Annotated in this window: 16 protein-coding genes; 7 read left to right on the top strand and 9 right to left on the bottom strand. The window is 70.6% G+C overall.

The features are described 5' to 3' along the window. Positions 1 to 5: 5 nt before the first annotated feature. Positions 6 to 1,295 (top strand): serine hydrolase domain-containing protein, encoded by a 1,290-nt coding sequence (locus tag V7Z97_RS07600; protein WP_334162517.1) that lies wholly within the window; start codon positions 6 to 8, stop codon positions 1,293 to 1,295. 9 nt (positions 1,296 to 1,304) lie between these two features. On the opposite strand, the gene V7Z97_RS07605 is transcribed toward V7Z97_RS07600, so the two are convergent. Next, a complete protein-coding gene (locus V7Z97_RS07605; protein ID WP_334162518.1) occupies positions 1,305 to 2,360 on the bottom strand; it encodes a hypothetical protein in 1,056 nt (351 codons plus the stop codon). 122 nt (positions 2,361 to 2,482) lie between these two features. On the opposite strand from V7Z97_RS07605, the gene V7Z97_RS07610 reads away from it, so the two are divergent. Both V7Z97_RS07610 and V7Z97_RS07615 read left to right on the top strand, forming a co-directional pair. After that, on the top strand, positions 2,483 to 2,968 hold the full coding sequence (locus V7Z97_RS07610) for a MarR family winged helix-turn-helix transcriptional regulator (protein ID WP_334162519.1): 486 nt from the start codon (positions 2,483 to 2,485) through the stop codon (positions 2,966 to 2,968). Positions 2,969 to 3,033: 65 nt separating this feature from the next. Next, the gene (locus tag V7Z97_RS07615) at positions 3,034 to 3,612 is read left to right on the top strand and encodes an NADPH-dependent FMN reductase (protein WP_334162520.1); all 579 of its coding nucleotides are present in this window, start codon (positions 3,034 to 3,036) and stop codon (positions 3,610 to 3,612) included. Here V7Z97_RS07615 and V7Z97_RS07620 read toward each other — a convergent pair. The 4 genes from V7Z97_RS07620 to V7Z97_RS07635 form a co-directional block, all read right to left on the bottom strand. After that, positions 3,609 to 4,889 (bottom strand): DUF6880 family protein, encoded by a 1,281-nt coding sequence (locus V7Z97_RS07620; RefSeq protein ID WP_334162521.1) that lies wholly within the window; start codon positions 4,887 to 4,889, stop codon positions 3,609 to 3,611. The genes V7Z97_RS07615 and V7Z97_RS07620 overlap by 4 nt on opposite strands. Positions 4,890 to 4,894: 5 nt before the next feature. Continuing rightward, positions 4,895 to 5,833, bottom strand: coding sequence for a DUF808 domain-containing protein (locus V7Z97_RS07625; protein WP_334162522.1), 939 nt, complete (start codon positions 5,831 to 5,833; stop codon positions 4,895 to 4,897). Between the two features lie 82 nt (positions 5,834 to 5,915). Then, positions 5,916 to 6,647: an SDR family NAD(P)-dependent oxidoreductase gene (locus V7Z97_RS07630; protein WP_334162523.1), complete on the bottom strand. Its 732-nt coding sequence runs from the start codon at positions 6,645 to 6,647 to the stop codon at positions 5,916 to 5,918. Continuing rightward, a complete protein-coding gene (locus tag V7Z97_RS07635) occupies positions 6,644 to 8,248 on the bottom strand; it encodes a long-chain-fatty-acid--CoA ligase (protein ID WP_334162524.1) in 1,605 nt (534 codons plus the stop codon). Before V7Z97_RS07635 ends, V7Z97_RS07630 begins: the two co-directional genes overlap by 4 nt. A 57-nt stretch (positions 8,249 to 8,305) precedes the next feature. Here V7Z97_RS07635 and V7Z97_RS07640 point away from each other — a divergent pair, with 57 nt between their 5' ends. Further along, positions 8,306 to 9,436 carry a hypothetical protein gene (locus V7Z97_RS07640; RefSeq protein WP_334162525.1) on the top strand — a complete coding sequence of 377 codons (1,131 nt, stop codon included), beginning with the start codon at positions 8,306 to 8,308 and terminating at the stop codon, positions 9,434 to 9,436. A gap of 13 nt (positions 9,437 to 9,449) precedes the next feature. Next, positions 9,450 to 10,112: a carboxymuconolactone decarboxylase family protein gene (locus V7Z97_RS07645; RefSeq protein WP_334162526.1), complete on the top strand. Its 663-nt coding sequence runs from the start codon at positions 9,450 to 9,452 to the stop codon at positions 10,110 to 10,112. On the opposite strand, the gene V7Z97_RS07650 is transcribed toward V7Z97_RS07645, so the two are convergent. Continuing rightward, positions 10,100 to 10,567 carry a MarR family winged helix-turn-helix transcriptional regulator gene (locus V7Z97_RS07650; protein WP_334162527.1) on the bottom strand — a complete coding sequence of 156 codons (468 nt, stop codon included), beginning with the start codon at positions 10,565 to 10,567 and terminating at the stop codon, positions 10,100 to 10,102. The genes V7Z97_RS07645 and V7Z97_RS07650 overlap by 13 nt on opposite strands. Positions 10,568 to 10,575: 8 nt before the next feature. Continuing rightward, complete coding sequence (locus tag V7Z97_RS07655; RefSeq protein ID WP_334162528.1) at positions 10,576 to 11,076, bottom strand: DUF3237 domain-containing protein; 501 nt, start codon at positions 11,074 to 11,076, stop codon at positions 10,576 to 10,578. A 175-nt stretch (positions 11,077 to 11,251) separates the two neighbouring features. Between V7Z97_RS07655 and V7Z97_RS07660 the strand changes: the two genes are divergently transcribed. Further along, on the top strand, positions 11,252 to 12,778 hold the full coding sequence (locus V7Z97_RS07660; RefSeq protein WP_334162529.1) for a flavin-containing monooxygenase: 1,527 nt from the start codon (positions 11,252 to 11,254) through the stop codon (positions 12,776 to 12,778). Between the two features lie 18 nt (positions 12,779 to 12,796). Here the strand turns inward: V7Z97_RS07660 and V7Z97_RS07665 are convergent, their stop codons facing one another. Next, positions 12,797 to 13,549, bottom strand: coding sequence for a sulfite exporter TauE/SafE family protein (locus V7Z97_RS07665; RefSeq protein ID WP_334162530.1), 753 nt, complete (start codon positions 13,547 to 13,549; stop codon positions 12,797 to 12,799). Positions 13,550 to 13,706: 157 nt separating this feature from the next. Between V7Z97_RS07665 and V7Z97_RS07670 the strand changes: the two genes are divergently transcribed. Beyond that, positions 13,707 to 15,056, top strand: coding sequence for a dicarboxylate/amino acid:cation symporter (locus tag V7Z97_RS07670; RefSeq protein ID WP_334162531.1), 1,350 nt, complete (start codon positions 13,707 to 13,709; stop codon positions 15,054 to 15,056). 91 nt (positions 15,057 to 15,147) lie between these two features. Here V7Z97_RS07670 and V7Z97_RS07675 read toward each other — a convergent pair whose 3' ends face one another. Continuing rightward, positions 15,148 to 15,438: a putative quinol monooxygenase gene (locus tag V7Z97_RS07675; protein WP_334162532.1), complete on the bottom strand. Its 291-nt coding sequence runs from the start codon at positions 15,436 to 15,438 to the stop codon at positions 15,148 to 15,150. Between the last annotated feature and the right edge of the window lie 3 nt (positions 15,439 to 15,441).

The following is a 15,441-nucleotide window of genomic DNA, read 5'->3' on the forward strand; positions in this document are numbered from 1 at the left end:
AACTGATGGGCCGCATTCTCAGGATCGTCCTCGTCGCCGTCCTGGCGTTGATCGTCTGGACGGCGGGCGTCGTCGCGGCTGCGCTGGAAGGCTGGGGCCGGCGGCCGCTGGCGCCTGCAGGGGACGCGCGAGCCTTCGCGACGGCGGCGATCGCCCAGGCCGACGCGGCCCGCCCCGGCAACCTCGCCCTGGTCCTCCTCGACGACGGGCGGGTCCTCGACACGCACTTCACCTCCACCGGCGAGCCGGTCGATGGCGACACCCTGTTCCAGGTCGCCTCCCTGAGCAAATGGGTGACCGCGTGGGGCGTGATGAGGCTTGTGGAGGCCGGCAAGCTCGACCTCGACGCGCCCGTGTCGACCTACCTGACCCGCTGGTCCCTGCCCGCGAGCGACTTCGACAACGGCAAGGTGACGGTCCGCCGCCTGCTCAGCCACACGGCGGGCCTCACGGACGGCCTGGGCTACGGTGGTTTCCCGCCCGGCCGGCCGGTGCAGACGATCGAGCAGTCCCTCACCCGCGCCGCCGACGCCTCGCCCGGCCATGACGGGATCGTCCGGGTCGGCGCGGAGCCGGGAAGCCGGTTCGAATACTCCGGCGGCGGCTACACCCTGCTCCAGCTCGTCATAGAGGAGGTCTCCGGCCGCCCCTTCGACGCCTACATGAAGCAGGACGTGTTCCGGCCGCTCGGCATGACGAGATCGACCTTCGATATCGATACGGCTCCGCCCGGCAACGTCGCGGCTTCCTATGACGCCCACGGGCGGCCCGCCACGCTCTACCGCTTCACCGGCCTGGCCGCGGCTTCGCTCTACACCTCGGCCGCCGACATGACGCGCTTCCTGCAGGCCCACCTGCCGGGGCCGAACGGCGAGCCCCCCGGTTGGGGCGTCCTCAAGCCCGAGACGCTGGAAGCCATGCGCCGGCCCGAGGCCCGGCAGATGGGCGCCGACATCTGGGGCCTCGGGACGATGCTGTACGCGCCGAACAACGCCGGCGGCTTCATCATCGGCCACGACGGCAACAACGAGCCGGAGATCAACACGGCGGCGCGGATCGACCCGAACACAGGGGACGGGATCGTGGTGCTCGAGACCGGGGCGCCGCTGCTCGCCACGCGGCTGGGCGGCGAGTGGATCTTCTGGCGAACCGGCAATGTGGACTTCACGACCCTGCTCATGGAGGCCGGCGACCTGCTCAAGCGCCTGGCGGCCGGGTGGACCGTCATCGTGCTGGCGGGCGCAGTCGCCGCGTGGCGGTGGCGGCGCCCCAGGGCCAAGGCCGTCGCGCCCTGAGGCGGGCCGCTAGCCGGCGGCCAGTTCGCCGCGCACGATGCGGGCCCCGTCGACCATGGCCTTGAGTTTGCCGAAGGCGACCTCGCGGGGGTGGTACTTCATCCCGCAGTCGGGGGCGATCACCAGCCGCTCGGCGTCCACGTAAGGCAGGGCCTCGCGGATGCGTTCGGCCACCAGCTCGGGCGTCTCGATGGCCGGATCGTTGAGGTCGATGACCCCGTACATGATCCGCTTCGACGGCAGCTCCGCCAGGATCGCCGGGTCGAGCCGCGGCTGCGCCGCCTCGATGGAGATGATGTCCACGCTGGAGCGGTCCAGCTCGGCCAGGAACTCGTAGGCCTTCGGCTTCTCCGCGCCCTGGTGGACGTGGGCGTAGCCGAAGCAGACGTGCAGGGCGGTGATCCCCTTCACGCCGTCGAGCGCCCGCTCGATGGCCTCGATGGCGTAGCCGCGGGCCTGCTCGGGCCGCGCCTGCAGGTAGGGCTCGTCGAGTTGGACCACGTCGACGCCGGCGGCGAACAGGTCGTGGACCTCCTCGTTCACCGCCGCGGCGTAGGCCATCGCCATGGCCGCGTCGTCCGGATAGTGGTCGTTCTGCGCCTGCTGGGTCATGGTGAAGGGGCCCGGCAGGGTGATCTTCACCCAGCCGCCGGCGCGTTCCTTCAGGAACCGGGCGTCCTGCGCCTCGATCGGCCCGCGGCGGCGGATCGGACCCGCGACCCGCGGCACCGGATTGGCTTTGCCGGTACGGTCGATGGCCGTGCCCGGCTGGTCGATGTCGATCCCCTCCAGCGCCGTCGCCAGCCGGTTGGAGTAGCTCTCCCGCCGCATCTCGCCGTCGCCGACGATGTCGATCCCCGCCAGCTTCTGGTCGCTGATGGCCACCAGGGTCGCGGCCTCCTGGGCGTCGGCCAGCATCGGCTCGGGGATGCGCCACAGCTCCCGCGCGCGGACCCTGGGCGGCAGGCGGCTCTTCAGCCCCTCGCGGTCGATCAGCCACTCGGGCTGCGGATAGCTCCCCACGATCGTGGTCGGCAGCAGCGGCAGGCCAGCGAGCTTTTCCAAAGGTCCCCCTCAGGCGATTACTTAGAATTCTACACTTTGCTAGGAGGGGCGCGGAAGAGTGTCAATCGGGCCATTCTCCCGCCCACGTTGATCCTCGACGCTTCAGGTGCGAAGGATGCGGCATGGACAAGGCGACCGCGGCGGACTTCTACGCCGACCCGAACAATTCCATCGGCTACCTCAGCCGCATCGCCTTCCGCAGCTTCTCGCGGGCGCTGGAGAGGCGCACCCTGCCCCACGGCGTGACCGCCGGCCAGTGGCGCTTCCTGCGCGTGCTTTGGCGCGAGGACGGTCTCACCCAGCGCGAACTCTCCCGGCGTGTCGGCATGCGTGAGCCGACCACCGTAACCGCCCTGAAAAGCCTGGAGAAAAGCGGCTTCGTCCGACGTCGGCAGAGCGAGGACGACCGGCGCAAGATCCACGTCTTCCTCACGCCCGCGGCGAAGAAGCTGCAGGCCGTCCTCGCCCCCTGCGTCGCCGAGGTGAACGGGATCGCCCTGCGCGGCCTCAGCCCCGACGAGGTCGCCACCCTGCGCCGCCTGCTGCAGCACGTCGGCCGCAACCTCGCGCCCGAGGTGGACGCGCCGCCCACCGACGCCTCCGCCTGAGCCGTTGGCGGCGGCTTCCCGATCAGATAGATATCTAAGCAATTAGAAGCGACCGGGAGAGGATCATGGCCGGGGTGAAGCTGCTTGCCTTCGCGGGCAGCACGCGGGAGGGCTCGCTGAACCAGCGCCTGCTGGACGTGGCGGCGGAGATGGCCCGCGCCGAGGGCGCCGAGGTGACCTCCATCCGTCTCAGGGACTTCGACCTGCCGTTGTACGATGGCGACCTGGAGGCCAGCGCCTTCCCGCCTGCCGCGGACGAGCTCCGCCGGCTGTTCATCGAGCACGACGGCTTCCTGATCGCCTCGCCGGAGTACAACGGCTCGGTCTCGGGCGCCCTGAAGAACGCCATAGACTGGGTCTCGCGCCCGCGGCCGGGCGAGAGCCTCGTGGCGCTCCCCGCCTTCCGCGGCAAGGTGGCGGGGATCATGTCCGCCTCCATCGGCCCGTTCGGCGGCCTGCGCGGCCTCCTGGCGCTGCGCCAGATCCTCGGCACCATCCAGACGCTCGTGGCGACCGAACAGGTGCTCGTGCCGCTGGCGGAGAAGGCTTTCGACGGCGCCGAGCTCATCGAGCCGCTGCCGAAACAGCTCCTGCCCTTGATGGTGAAGCGAGTGATCTTCCTCGCCGAACGGCTCAGGCCCTAGCCTTCGGGCAGGGCGATCGAGTCCGCCTCCTGAGTGAGCCGGTCGCAGGTGGCGAAATCGCGCCGGCGGAACGCCGCGGCGGCGGCCCTGCGCAGCAGCAGGTGGGCGGCGCCAGGATGTCGCCCTCGCAGCTTCGCCGCCCAGAGCTGAGTCAGATCGTCGTCCACCCGGATCTCGTCGGCGCGATCCTGGATCATCCGGGCCGCCTCGGGCAGCGCTGGCCAGTCCATCAGGAACTGCAGCCCGCGCTGGAAGTCCTCGTGGGCCGCCGCCCGCTCGAAGGCGCGCCCCTCCGCCTCCACGTCGTCGAAGCCGCTGAGCCGGCGGGTGAACGCCTTCGCCCGCTCCGCCGACAGGGTGCGCTCGAATGACTCCCACCGCGCAGCCTGCGCCGCCGCCCCCTGCCCGGACCGGTCGAGGTATTCGATCCAGGCCGTCTCCCAGTCGTAGTCGGGCTCCGCCGGGCGGGCTCTCGCGCCCGTCCAGCCTCGTGCGGGCGGCTTGGCGGCCGCCGCCTCCAGCACCCGCCCCGCCTCCTCGATGCGCTCCGCGCGCAGCAGGCGCTCGGCGACCTCGGCGGCGACCGGCGGCGTCCGCAGCGCCTCGGCGGTGAAGGTGGAGCGATAGGCGTCCGCATCGCCGGCGGCGTCGGCGAGCCCCCGGATGACCGGCAGCCAGGCCGCCGTCGCGCCGGCGCGCGCGCTCAGGCTCCGCAGCGCGGCCTGCGCCAGCCCCGGCGGCGCGCCCTCCAGCGCCAGGGGCAGCCACGCCGTCCAGCCGCCCGGATTGCGCGTCACCGCCGAGGCCAGCGCCTCGGCGGCCGCCGTCCCGTCGGCTTCCCGGAGCAGCGCCCCGATGTCGCCCGCCGCCCGCTCGAACACCGCCGCCATCGAGCCGTCACGGTCCCGGACCCGCAGGTTCACCCGGGACGCCACCTCCATGAACAGCCACAGCCGCTCCAGCGCCGCGGGCCGGTCCAGCGGCGCCAGCCGGCCGGCGATCAGGTCGCGCAGCGCGTCGAGGTCGCGGATGAAGGTCGCGCGCTGACGCCAGGACACCTTCGAGCGGCTGGTCTCCAGCGAGCCCAGCCGCTTGTCGATCTCGAGCGCGAGGTGCTCCGCGCCCTGGGCGGCGGCCAGTTCCATCCGCAGGCGCCGCTTCAGCTCCGGCCGGGTGTTGGCCACACCGACCAGGATCTCGGCCAGCCGCTCGGCGCCGAGCCCGGCCAGGTTCTCGGCGTTGACCCTCTTCAGGCTGGCGACGGTGGGACGTTTCACGCCGCTCAGTGCGCGCCCTTCCGCGCGTGCCACAGGTGGAGGGCGCCGGCGATGACTCCGCCGATCACCAGCCCGACGACGGCCGAGGCCGCCGCGGTGACCAGCCAGCCGGTGATCGCGCCGACACCCGGAACCGCCGATGCGCCGTGGGCAAGCTGGTCCACGATCCCCGGGATCGGGGTCAGATGGAACTCGTGCAGGCCGTGCACGATGATCCCGCCGCCGACCCACAGCATCGCCGCCGTGCCGACGGTGGAGAGGAAGGCGAGCGCCGTCGGCATGCCCCGCACCAGGCCCTCACCCACCCTTTTCGACAGCGTGCCTGGCCGCCGGCACATGTGCAGGCCGATGTCGTCCATCTTCACGATCAGCCCCACGACCCCGTAGACGCCGACGGTGATCAGCAGGCCCACCAGGGCCAGGGACGCGGCCTGGATCGGGAAGGGTCGGTCGGCGACCGTGGCCAGCGAGATGGCCATGATCTCGCCCGAGAGGATCAGGTCGGTGCGGATGGCCCCCTGCACCTTCTCCTTCTCGAGTTCCTCGGAGCTCAGCGCCAGCTCGCCGGGCTCGTCGCCGACCTCCTCGCCCTTCACCGCCTCGACGATCTTCTCCATGGCCTCGAAGCAGAGGTAGGCGCCGCCGGCCATCAGGATCGGCGTCACCGCCCAGGGCGCGAAGGCGGCGAGCAGCAGGGCGCCCGGCAGCAGGAAGAAGAACTTGTTCTTCAGCGAACCCAGCGCGATCTTCCAGACGATCGGCAGCTCGCGCTCGGGGGTGAATCCCATGGCGTAGCCGGGGGTCACGGCGGTGTCGTCCACCACCACCCCGGCGGCCTTGGCCCCCGCCTTGCCGGCGGCGCCGGCCACGTCGTCCAGGGACGCCGCCGCGAGCTTCGCGATGGCGGCGACATCGTCCAGCAGGGCGACTAGGCCGGTGGCCATTCAGAGCTCCTCGTTTGGAAGGGAACCCTGCTCGCTAAGGGCTCCAGGCCCGGCGGTAAAGCCTGCTTCTCGGCTCGGGTTCCTAGCCGCCGCGGACCTCCACCCCCTCGCCGGCCATCGCATCGTCCTCGACGATGCGGATCACGGCCTCGGCGATGGCCTCGGGCGGCAGAGCGACGTTGCTGGCCAGGATCGGAGCCATCCAGTCGGCCAGCTCGCCGTCCCCGGTGGTCTTGAGGATCGGCGTGTCCACCAGCCCCGGCAGCACGGCGTTGACCCGCACGTTGCAGGCGTCCCTCAGCGGCAGGCACGACTTCGAGAAGGCCAGCACGCCGGCCTTGGTCGCCGTGTAGAGCCAGTCGCGGAAGCCGGTGTGCAGCGCGGCCCCCGACGAGGTGTTGATCACCACGCCCCCACCGCGGCCACGCATCTGCCGCACGGCGAACTGCGTCCCGAAGATCACGGCCTTCAGGTTCAGGTCGACGATGGCGTGGATCCGCTCGGCGCTGGTCTCCGGGAACAGCTCCAGCCCCACCACCATGCCCGCGTTGTTGAACACGATGTCCAGGCCGCCACGCGCCTCGGCCTCGGCGAACACTCCCTCCAGCCGCGCGAAATCGGTCACGTCGAAGGCGCGTACGATCCCGTCGCAGCCGAGTTCGGTCAGACGCTGCGCCGTCTGCCCCGCCCCGGCCTCGTCGCGATCCAGCAGCCAGACCCGCGCCGCGCCGCGCTCGGCGAGCATGACGGCGGTCGACCGCCCGATACCCGAGCCCGCGCCGGTGACCAGGGCGGTCCTGCCGCGGATGTTCATCGCACAGGCTCCACCGGGAACGGCAGCGCATAGCCCTGCATCCGCTGGCGGATCAGCTTCTTGTCGATCTTGCCGGTCGCGCCGAGCGGGATGTCGTCCACGAAGAGCACGTCGTCGGGCGTCCACCACCTGGCGATCTTGCCCTCGAGGAACTGGAGGAACTCCTCCTTGGTGGCGGTCCGGCCGGGCTTCAGCTTGACCAGCAGGATCGGCCGTTCGTCCCACTTGGGATGCGCCACGCCGATCACCGCGCACAGCTCGGCGGCCGGATGGCCGACGGCGATGTTCTCCACCTCGATGGAGCTGATCCACTCGCCCCCGGACTTGATCACGTCCTTCGCCCGGTCGGTGATCTGCATGTAGCCTTCGGGATCGATGGTCGAGACGTCGCCGGTGTCGAAGAATCCGTCCTCGTCCAGCACCCGGCCGCCCTCGGCCTTGAAGTAGCCGGCCGCGATGGTCGGCCCCTTGATCATCAGCCGGCCGAAGGTCCGCCCGTCGTGCGGCAGGGTGTTCCCGGCGTCGTCGGCGAGCTTCAGGTCGAGGCCGCAGAGCAGCCGGCCCTGCTTCAGCTTGTAGGGCACCTGCTCCTCGAAGGGGAGCCTCGCCACCTCCGCGTCCGGAACCGAGACGGTGGCCAGCGGCGAGGTCTCGGTCATCCCCCACCCCTGGATCACGTCGATCCCGTAGTCGTCGTGGAAGGTGCGGATCAGGCTCTCCGGCACGGCCGAGCCGCCGATGGTCACCCGCTGCAGCGTGGAGAGCCGGCCCCCGGTCTCCTTCAGATGGGTCAGCAGCATCTGCCAGACGGTGGGCACGGCGGCCGAGTAGGTGACGCCCTCCGTCTCGAGGAGTTCATGGATCGAGGCGCCGTCCATCCGCTGGCCGGGCAGGACCAGCTTCGCCCCCACCGCCGGCGCCGAGTAGACCACGCCCCAGGCGTTGGCGTGGTACATCGGCACCACCAGCAGCACCGTGTCCCGCGCCGAGAGCGCCAGCGCGTCGGCCTGCAGGGTCATCATGCAGTGCAGGTAGTTCGACCGGTGCCCGTAGAGCACGCCCTTCGGATTGCCGGTCGTGCCCGAGGTGTAGCAGAGCCCCGCCGCCGTCCGCTCGTCGAACCCGCCCCAGGCGCAGTCCGGGGAATGCGGCGCGATCCAGGCGTCGAACGCCTCGTCCAGGTAGATCACCTTCTCCACGGTCGGGCACTGCGGCAGGATCTGGTCGATCAGCGGCTTGCAGGCTAGGTCCGCCAGGATCAGCCGGTCCTCGGCATGGTTGACGATGTAGGCGATCTGCTCGGGAAACAGGCGGGGGTTGAGGGTGTGCAGCACCGCCCCGATTCCGATCGTCCCGTACCAGGCCTCGAAGTGGCGGTAGCCGTTCCAGCCCATGGTGGCGACGCGGTCGCCCAGGCCGATCCCCTCGGCCCTCAGCGCGTTGGACACCTGCCGGGCCCGCGCATGCGCCTCGGCGTAGGTCGTGCGAGTGACCCGTCCCTCGGCGTCGCGGCTGACGATCTCGCGCCCGCCGTGCCAGCGTGCGGCGTGGTCGATGATCCGGTCCAGCGTGAGCGGGATGTCCTGCATCAGGTCTTGCATGACGCCACGTCGCCTCTATTGCTTAGATACCGAACTATAAGACCAGGGGGAGAGACGATGGAAGGCTTGAGCGAGCTGCTGACGAAGGTGGACACCCAGTTCCTGGGCTTCCCCTCGCCGACCGCGCCGCGGATCATGGCCGGCGGGCACCCCTGCCAGGGCATCTACTGGACGCCGAAGGGCCAGAAGCCCAAGGCGGCGTTCATCGCCACCCACTACAACGTGGACTTCTCCGAGCACTACATCGCTCCCTACATCGCCGGGCGCGGCTTCGGCTTCCTGGGCTGGAACACCCGCTACCGCGGCTTCGAGGACCAGTTCCTGCTGGAGCACGCCATCCTGGACATCGGGGTCGGCATGCGCTGGCTGCGTGACCAGGGCGTGGAGACGATCATCATCCTGGGCAATTCCGGCGGCGGCTCGCTGATGGGCGCCTACCAGGGCGAGGCGATCAGCCCCACCATGACCGAACTCCTGCCTGAGGCCGCCCGGGAGGCCTACGCCTCCCTGCCCAAGGCCGACCTCTACGTCTCCCTGAACGCCCACCAGGGTCGTCCCGAGGTGCTGACCGACTGGATGGACGCCTCGGTGGTGGACGAATTCGACCCCGTGCCCACCGACCCGGAGCTCGACCCGTTCAGCGAGGCGAACAAGCCGCCCTATTCCCCTGAGTTCATTGCGAAATACCGGGCCGCCCAGAAGGCGCGAAATCAGCGCATCACCGACTGGGCCAAGGCCGAGCTGAAGCGGCTGAACGAGGCCGGCACCCCCGACCGCCTGTTCCCGATGTTCCGCTGCTGGGGCGACCTCCGCATGATGGACGGGACCATCGACCCGTCCGACCGGCCGACGCCCATGTGCTACCGTGGCCATCCGGCGGTGGCCAACCGCACGCCCTCCATCGGCCGGGCCAACAATCTGAAGACCTGGCTCTCCATGTGGAGCCTCGAGACCTCCAAGTGCCAGGGTAAGCCGCACCTGCAGAAGTTCGAGTTGCCGTCGCTGGTGGTCCAGGGCATGGCCGACACCGGCGTCTTCCCGCAGGACGCCCGCGACATCCACGCCTTCATCGGCTCGAAGGACAAGACCCTCGAGCTGATCCCCGGCGCCCACTACTTCGAGGACAGCCCCGAGGTCCGCAACACCGCCGCATCGCTGGTCTGCGACTGGGCCCGTGCAAGATTCTGAGGAGGACGAACCCATGCCCCGCCTGAGACAGGTCCCGCGCGCCGAGGCGTCGCCGAACGTTCTGAAGTACTACGACCGCCTGTTCGGCGAGCGCGACCCGGTGGCCGAGCCCGGCACCGCCACCGGCACGCCGGGCGACTGGTGGACGGTGTTCGCGCTCTCCCCGCCGGTGTTCGACCACGCCACCTCCCATTTCGGGATGTTCGGCATGTTCACCGACAGGAGCGTCTCCAAGCTCGACCCCAAGATCCGCGAGCTGGGCATCCTGCGGGCCGGCTACGTGGCCGGCAGCCAGTTCGTCTTCTCCCAGCACTGCAAGGCCGCGCGCCGCAACGGGCTGGACGAGGCGAAGATCGCCGCCATCCCCGACTGGCAGGTCTCGGACGTCTACAGCAAGGACGAGCGCGCCCTGCTGGCCTACGCGGACTGCCTCGTGCTGGAGCGCGGCCGGACGCCCGACGGGGTGTTCGCGGCGGTGAAGCAGGTCCTATCGGACGAGGACATCCTGGAGTTCACCTACCACGTGTGCGGCTACGTCACCCACGCGATCATGTGCAAGGCGCTGAAGCTCGAATACGACAACGTCGAGGAGCGCATCCGCGAGGTGCCGGTCCCCGGCGAGGGCGAGCTGGTCTCCGACTGGGCCGGCCAGGCCTGGAGCCGTCAGGAGAGCTGACGCCCCTCCGCGTCGAACCGCAGCGGCTCGCCCCAGTCCGCCAGCAGGCCGGGGCGCAGCTGCGCGACCTTGCGCGCGCCGATCCGGCGCTCCAGCTCCTCGACCATGGTCCGCATGGCCGCCTGGGCGTCGCGGCGCATGCCCTCGCCCACCGGCGTCAGCTCGACCAGCTTGTTGCGGCGGTTGTCGGGGTCGTCGACCAGCTCGAGCACCCCCTTCTCCACCATCTGGCCCACGGTGACGTGGATCGCTTGGCGGCTCACGCCGAGCCGCCGGGCGATGTCGGAGGGCCGGTGCAGGCCCAGCGCCAGGTTGGCCATCAGCATCGACTGCGGCCGGGTGATCTCCGGCCAGCCGCGGGCCCGCAGGTAGTTCTGCAACCCCTCGTCGAACCAGTAGAAGGCGCTGATCAGCTCCAGGATCAGGTGCGGCGGACCGCTGACGTCGTCGCTCAAGCTCTGCCTCAGTCGAGCGCGAAGACGCGGTAGCGCACGCCCTTCGCCGTCCGGTGGCCATAGCCCACAGCCACCGTGGCGTTCAGCCAGCCGTACGGGCCGTCGGCCACCTCGAACACCGGCTGGATGCGGAAGTAGTAGCGTGCGGGATCCATCGCCTCGACCTTGGCCGGATCGCGGAAGTCCGGCAACGCCTCGGCCGGAATGACCAGCCGCCCGGAGTAGGTGACGTAGATCAGCGTCCCGTCGTCTGCGCGCCACGCCGAACGCACGTCGATCAGGGTGACGGCGTTCCCCGCCCCGTCCTGGCCCAGTTCGGACCAGTCGCCGCCGCCCGGCAGCACCTCGCCGCTCACCCGCGGGCCCCGGAAGGTCCCGCCGGCGATGTAGCTGACCCGCCGGTTGCGCCACGGCGAGCGGCCGAGCGGCACGGGCGCGTCGTCCACGAGGCTGATGTCCACGTCGCAGAGCAGCCGCGCCGCGAGGGCCTCCGGTCCCGGATTCGCCATGCTTTCCCCTCCAGTTGCTTAGGAGTCTACACATTGGCTTGAAGCTGGAAACCCGTCAGGGCCGCAAGAAGCAGCTTGATTCCTTATCAACGTTCAGTTTGGCTTGACGTCGATCAAGGAGGCCGTGCGCGCTTCGCCGAAAGTGGCGGGAACGACAGGGCCCAGGGAGGCAGGAATGAACGCGAGTCCACTCGCCACCACCGCTGCGGCGGCCGAGCATTTCGACGTGCTGATCGTGGGCGCCGGCATCTCCGGCGTCGGCGCGGCCTATCACATGACGCAGCAGTGCCCGGCCAAGAGCTTCGTGGTGCTGGAGGCGCTGGAGAGCTTCGGCGGCACCTGGCTCACCCACAAGTACCCGGGCATCCGCTCCGACAGCGACCTCTACACCTTCGGCTACCGCTTCAAGCCCTGGGTCGGCCCGCCCATCGCCACGGCCGAGGAGATCCTCAGCTACATGGGCGAGGTGATCGAGGACAACGACCTCGCCCCGCACATCCGCTACCGCCACAAGATCCTCGACGCGAGCTGGTCCAGCGAGACCAACCTCTGGACGGTCGACGCCGTGCGCGAGGACACCGGCGAGCGCGTGGCCTTCACCACCAACTTCCTGTGGATGTGCCAGGGCTACTACCGCCAGTCGGCCGGCTACACGCCGGAGTGGCCGGGCATGGCCGACTTCAAGGGCCGGATCATCCACCCACAGACCTGGCCGGACGACCCGCAGCTCGACGGCAAGAAGGTGGTGGTGATCGGCTCGGGCGCCACGGCCGCGACCCTGATCCCCAACATCGCCGACGCCTGCGCCCACGTGACCATGCTGCAGCGCTCGCCGACCTATTTCGTGCCGGGCCGCAACGCCATCGAACTCGCCGACCAGCTCCGCGAGCTGGACGTCGAGGAGGCGTGGATCCACGAGATCGTGCGCCGCAAGATCCTGCACGACCAGGCCGCCTTCACCCAGCGCAGCTTCCACGAGCCCGAGGTGGTCAAGCAGGAGCTGCTGGCCGGCGTCAGCGCCTTCGTGGGCCCTGAGGTCACCGCCGAGCACTTCACGCCGCGCTACCGGCCCTGGCGCCAGCGCATCGCCTTCGTCCCCGACGGCGACATCTTCCGCGCCGTGGGCGCGGGCAAGGCCTCGGTGGTCACCGACGAGATCGACCGCTTCGTCGAGAACGGCATCCTGCTGAAGTCCGGCAAGGTGCTGGAGGCCGACGTGGTGATCACCGCCACCGGCTTCGACCTCAACGTCCTGGGCGACATCGCCTTCACCGTGGACGGCAGGCCGCTCGATTTCTCCCAGAGCGTCACCTACCGCGGGATGATGTTCACCGGCGTGCCGAACCTCGTCTGGGTGTTCGGCTATTTCCGGGCCAGCTGGACGCTCCGCGCCGACCTGATCGCCGACTTCGTCTGCCGCCTGCTCGGCCACATGGACCGGAAGGGGGCGAAGAAGGTCATGGTGGCCCTGCGGCCCGAGGACAGGGACATGCCGCTCCTGCCCTGGATCGACCCGGAGAACTTCAACCCGGGCTACCTGATGCGCGGCCTGCACCTCCTGCCCAGGCGCGGCGACAAGCCTGAATGGCAGCACACCCAGGACTACTGGGCGGAGAAGGACGAGCTGCCGGCCATCGACCTGGACGAGGCCTGCTTCGTCTACGAGGGCGCGCCGGCCCGCACGCCTGTCGCCGCGGAATAGGCCCCAGGCGAACGCGCCCTAGCCGCGCCAGGCCTCCCAGAGGAGTTGGCCGCCGACGAGGATCATGAGCACGTAGATCAGGGTGTAGAACCGCTCGGCCTCCACCCGCCGCACCAGCCAGACGCCGGCGAAGGTGGTGGCGATGGCCAGCGGCGTGAGCGCCGCGGCGGTGAGCAGGTTCTCGCGCGTGAACTGGCCGAGCGCGGCGTAGGCCGGGACCTTCAGCCAGTTGATGGTCGCGAAGAAGATCGCCGTGGTGCCGATCAGCGCCGGCGGCGGCAGGTTCTTCGGCAGGACGTACATCTGGAACGGCGGCCCGCCGGCGTGGGCGATCTGGCTGGTGAACCCGGCCGCCACCCCGAACAGCGAGCCGACCCAGGCCGGCGAGTTGGCGGGCGCGGCGATCCGCCCGCCGCGCGACGCCCACAGCCGCTGCACGGCGAACAGGATCGAGATCGCCCCCAGCACCGCCAGGATCGCCTCCGCCGACACCTTCGCCGCCAGCAGGTACCCCGCGACGATCCCGACCAGCGCGCCCGGGATCATCGCCAGGAGGATCTTCGGGTCCCAGTCGCGCCGGAAGGCCCAGACGCTGACGGCGTCCTGGACGATCAGGATCGGCAGCAGGATGGCGGCGGCCTGCACCGGCGAGATCGCCAGCGCCAGCAACGGCATGGACATGGCGCCCACGCCCGAAAACCCGCCCTTGGCGAGCCCCATCAGCGCCACGGCCGGGATCGCCAGCAGGTAGAAGACCGGATCGGTGAGCATCGCCCCCGGCCTAGCGGGCGCCGCGCCATGCGGCAACGCCGGCGCCGTTTCCGGGCGCCCAGGCGTTCTGGGGACGGCCGCAGAATTTCGGCGGCGCGGTTTGTCCTACCCCGGCGGTAGAGATGCGGCTGCGCCCCAGCGGCAGGAAGGATCGCCCATGGCTTCGGCCCGCTCGTCCCGGTTCATCGGCGGCTTCGGCTGGCAGGTGCTCGCCGGCATGGCCGTGGGCCTCGCGCTCGGACTCCTGGCCCGCAGCCTGGGGGCGGAAGAGGGCGAGCCCGGCTTCGCGCTCGCCGAGACGCTGCGCATCGTGGGCTCCAGCTTCATCCAGCTGCTGCGCGCCCTGGTGCCGCCCCTGGTGTTCACCGCCATCGTCGCCAGCATCGCCAACCTGCGCGAGCTGCAGAATGCCGCCGGCCTCGTCTGGCGCACCCTCCTGTGGTTCGCGATCACCGCCCTGATCGCGGTGGCCATCGGCATCGCCCTCGGCCTCGTGCTGCAGCCCGGCCTGCACGCGGGCGTCTCCGCCGCCGACGCCGAGGCCCCCTCCGCCACCGGCGGCTGGCTGGACTTCCTGACCGGCCTGGTGCCGGCGAACTTTCTGGGCCTGACGGCCTCCACCAAGCTCGCCGACGGCTCGGCCACCACCAGCGTCTCGTTCAACGTCCTGCAGATCCTGGTCATCTCGCTGGTGATCGGCGCCGCCGCCCTCAAGGCCGGCCAGGCCGGCCGCGCGTTCCTGGCGTTCAACGCCTCGGCCCTCGCCGTGGTGCGCAAGGTGCTCTGGTGGGTGATCCGCCTGACCCCCATCGGCACGGTGGGCCTCCTGGGCACGGCGGTCGCGAAGTACGGCTGGGATGCGCTGGGCCAGCTCGGCCAGTTCGCCCTGGCCGTCTACCTCGGTCTCGCGCTGGTGCTGCTGGTGGTCTACCCGGCCCTGCTGGCGGTCCACGGGCTGAACCCCATCCGCTTCTTCCGCGCCGCCTGGCCGGCCATCCAGCTGGGCTTCGTCTCGCGCTCGTCCATCGGCACCCTGCCGGTCACCGAGACTGTCACGGAGTCCGGCCTCGGCGTGCCCCGCGCCTACGCCGCCTTCGCCGTGCCGCTCGGCGCCACCACCAAGATGGACGGCTGCGCGGCCATCTACCCGGCCATCTCGGCGATCTTCGTGGCCCAGTTCTTCGGCCTGCCGCTGGGCCTCACCGACTACCTGCTGATCGTCTTCGTCTCGGTGATCGGATCGGCGGCCACCGCCGGCCTGACCGGGGCCACGGTCATGCTGACCCTCACGCTCTCGACGCTCGGCCTGCCGCTGGAGGGCGCCGGCCTGCTGCTCGCCATCGACCCGATCCTCGACATGGGCCGCACGGCGGTGAACGTCGCCGGCCAGGCGCTCGTCCCCACCATCGTCGCCCGACGGCAGGGCCTGCTCGACCAGGCCGTCTACGAAGGCCGCCGCGAGCCCGACGACGCCGTCGCCGGGGCGGAGCCGGTGCTGCAGGCCTAGAAGAAGGGCCCAGGGAGCCTGACGCGCCCTGGGCCCTGCGGCGGCCAGAAGAGGAAGGAAGGGCCGCCAGGTTCGTCAGCCGTCGGTGCTGTCAGGCGGCGTCGTAGATCTCCACCACCGTCTTGCCGCCGAGCAGCGGCGCCATGCGCGGCCGGTTGGCCAGCATGTGCGGCGCGGCGCGGTGGGCCTCCAGCGCCGCCTCGTCGTCGTAGATCTCCATGACGATGTAGCCGCCGGGCTCGGCGCGGTCGCGGAACAGCCGGTAGAGCCGGTTGGCCGGCTCGTTCGCCCTGACCTGCTCCGCCTGCTCGGCGAACAGAGCTTCGAAGGCCTGCTCCTGCCCCGGCGCGATCTTCACGCGCGCGATCACTCCGATGGTCATCGA

The sequence above is a fragment of the Phenylobacterium sp. genome, assembly GCF_036821595.1.
In the GTDB taxonomy this organism is placed as follows: Bacteria; Pseudomonadota; Alphaproteobacteria; order Caulobacterales; family Caulobacteraceae; genus Phenylobacterium.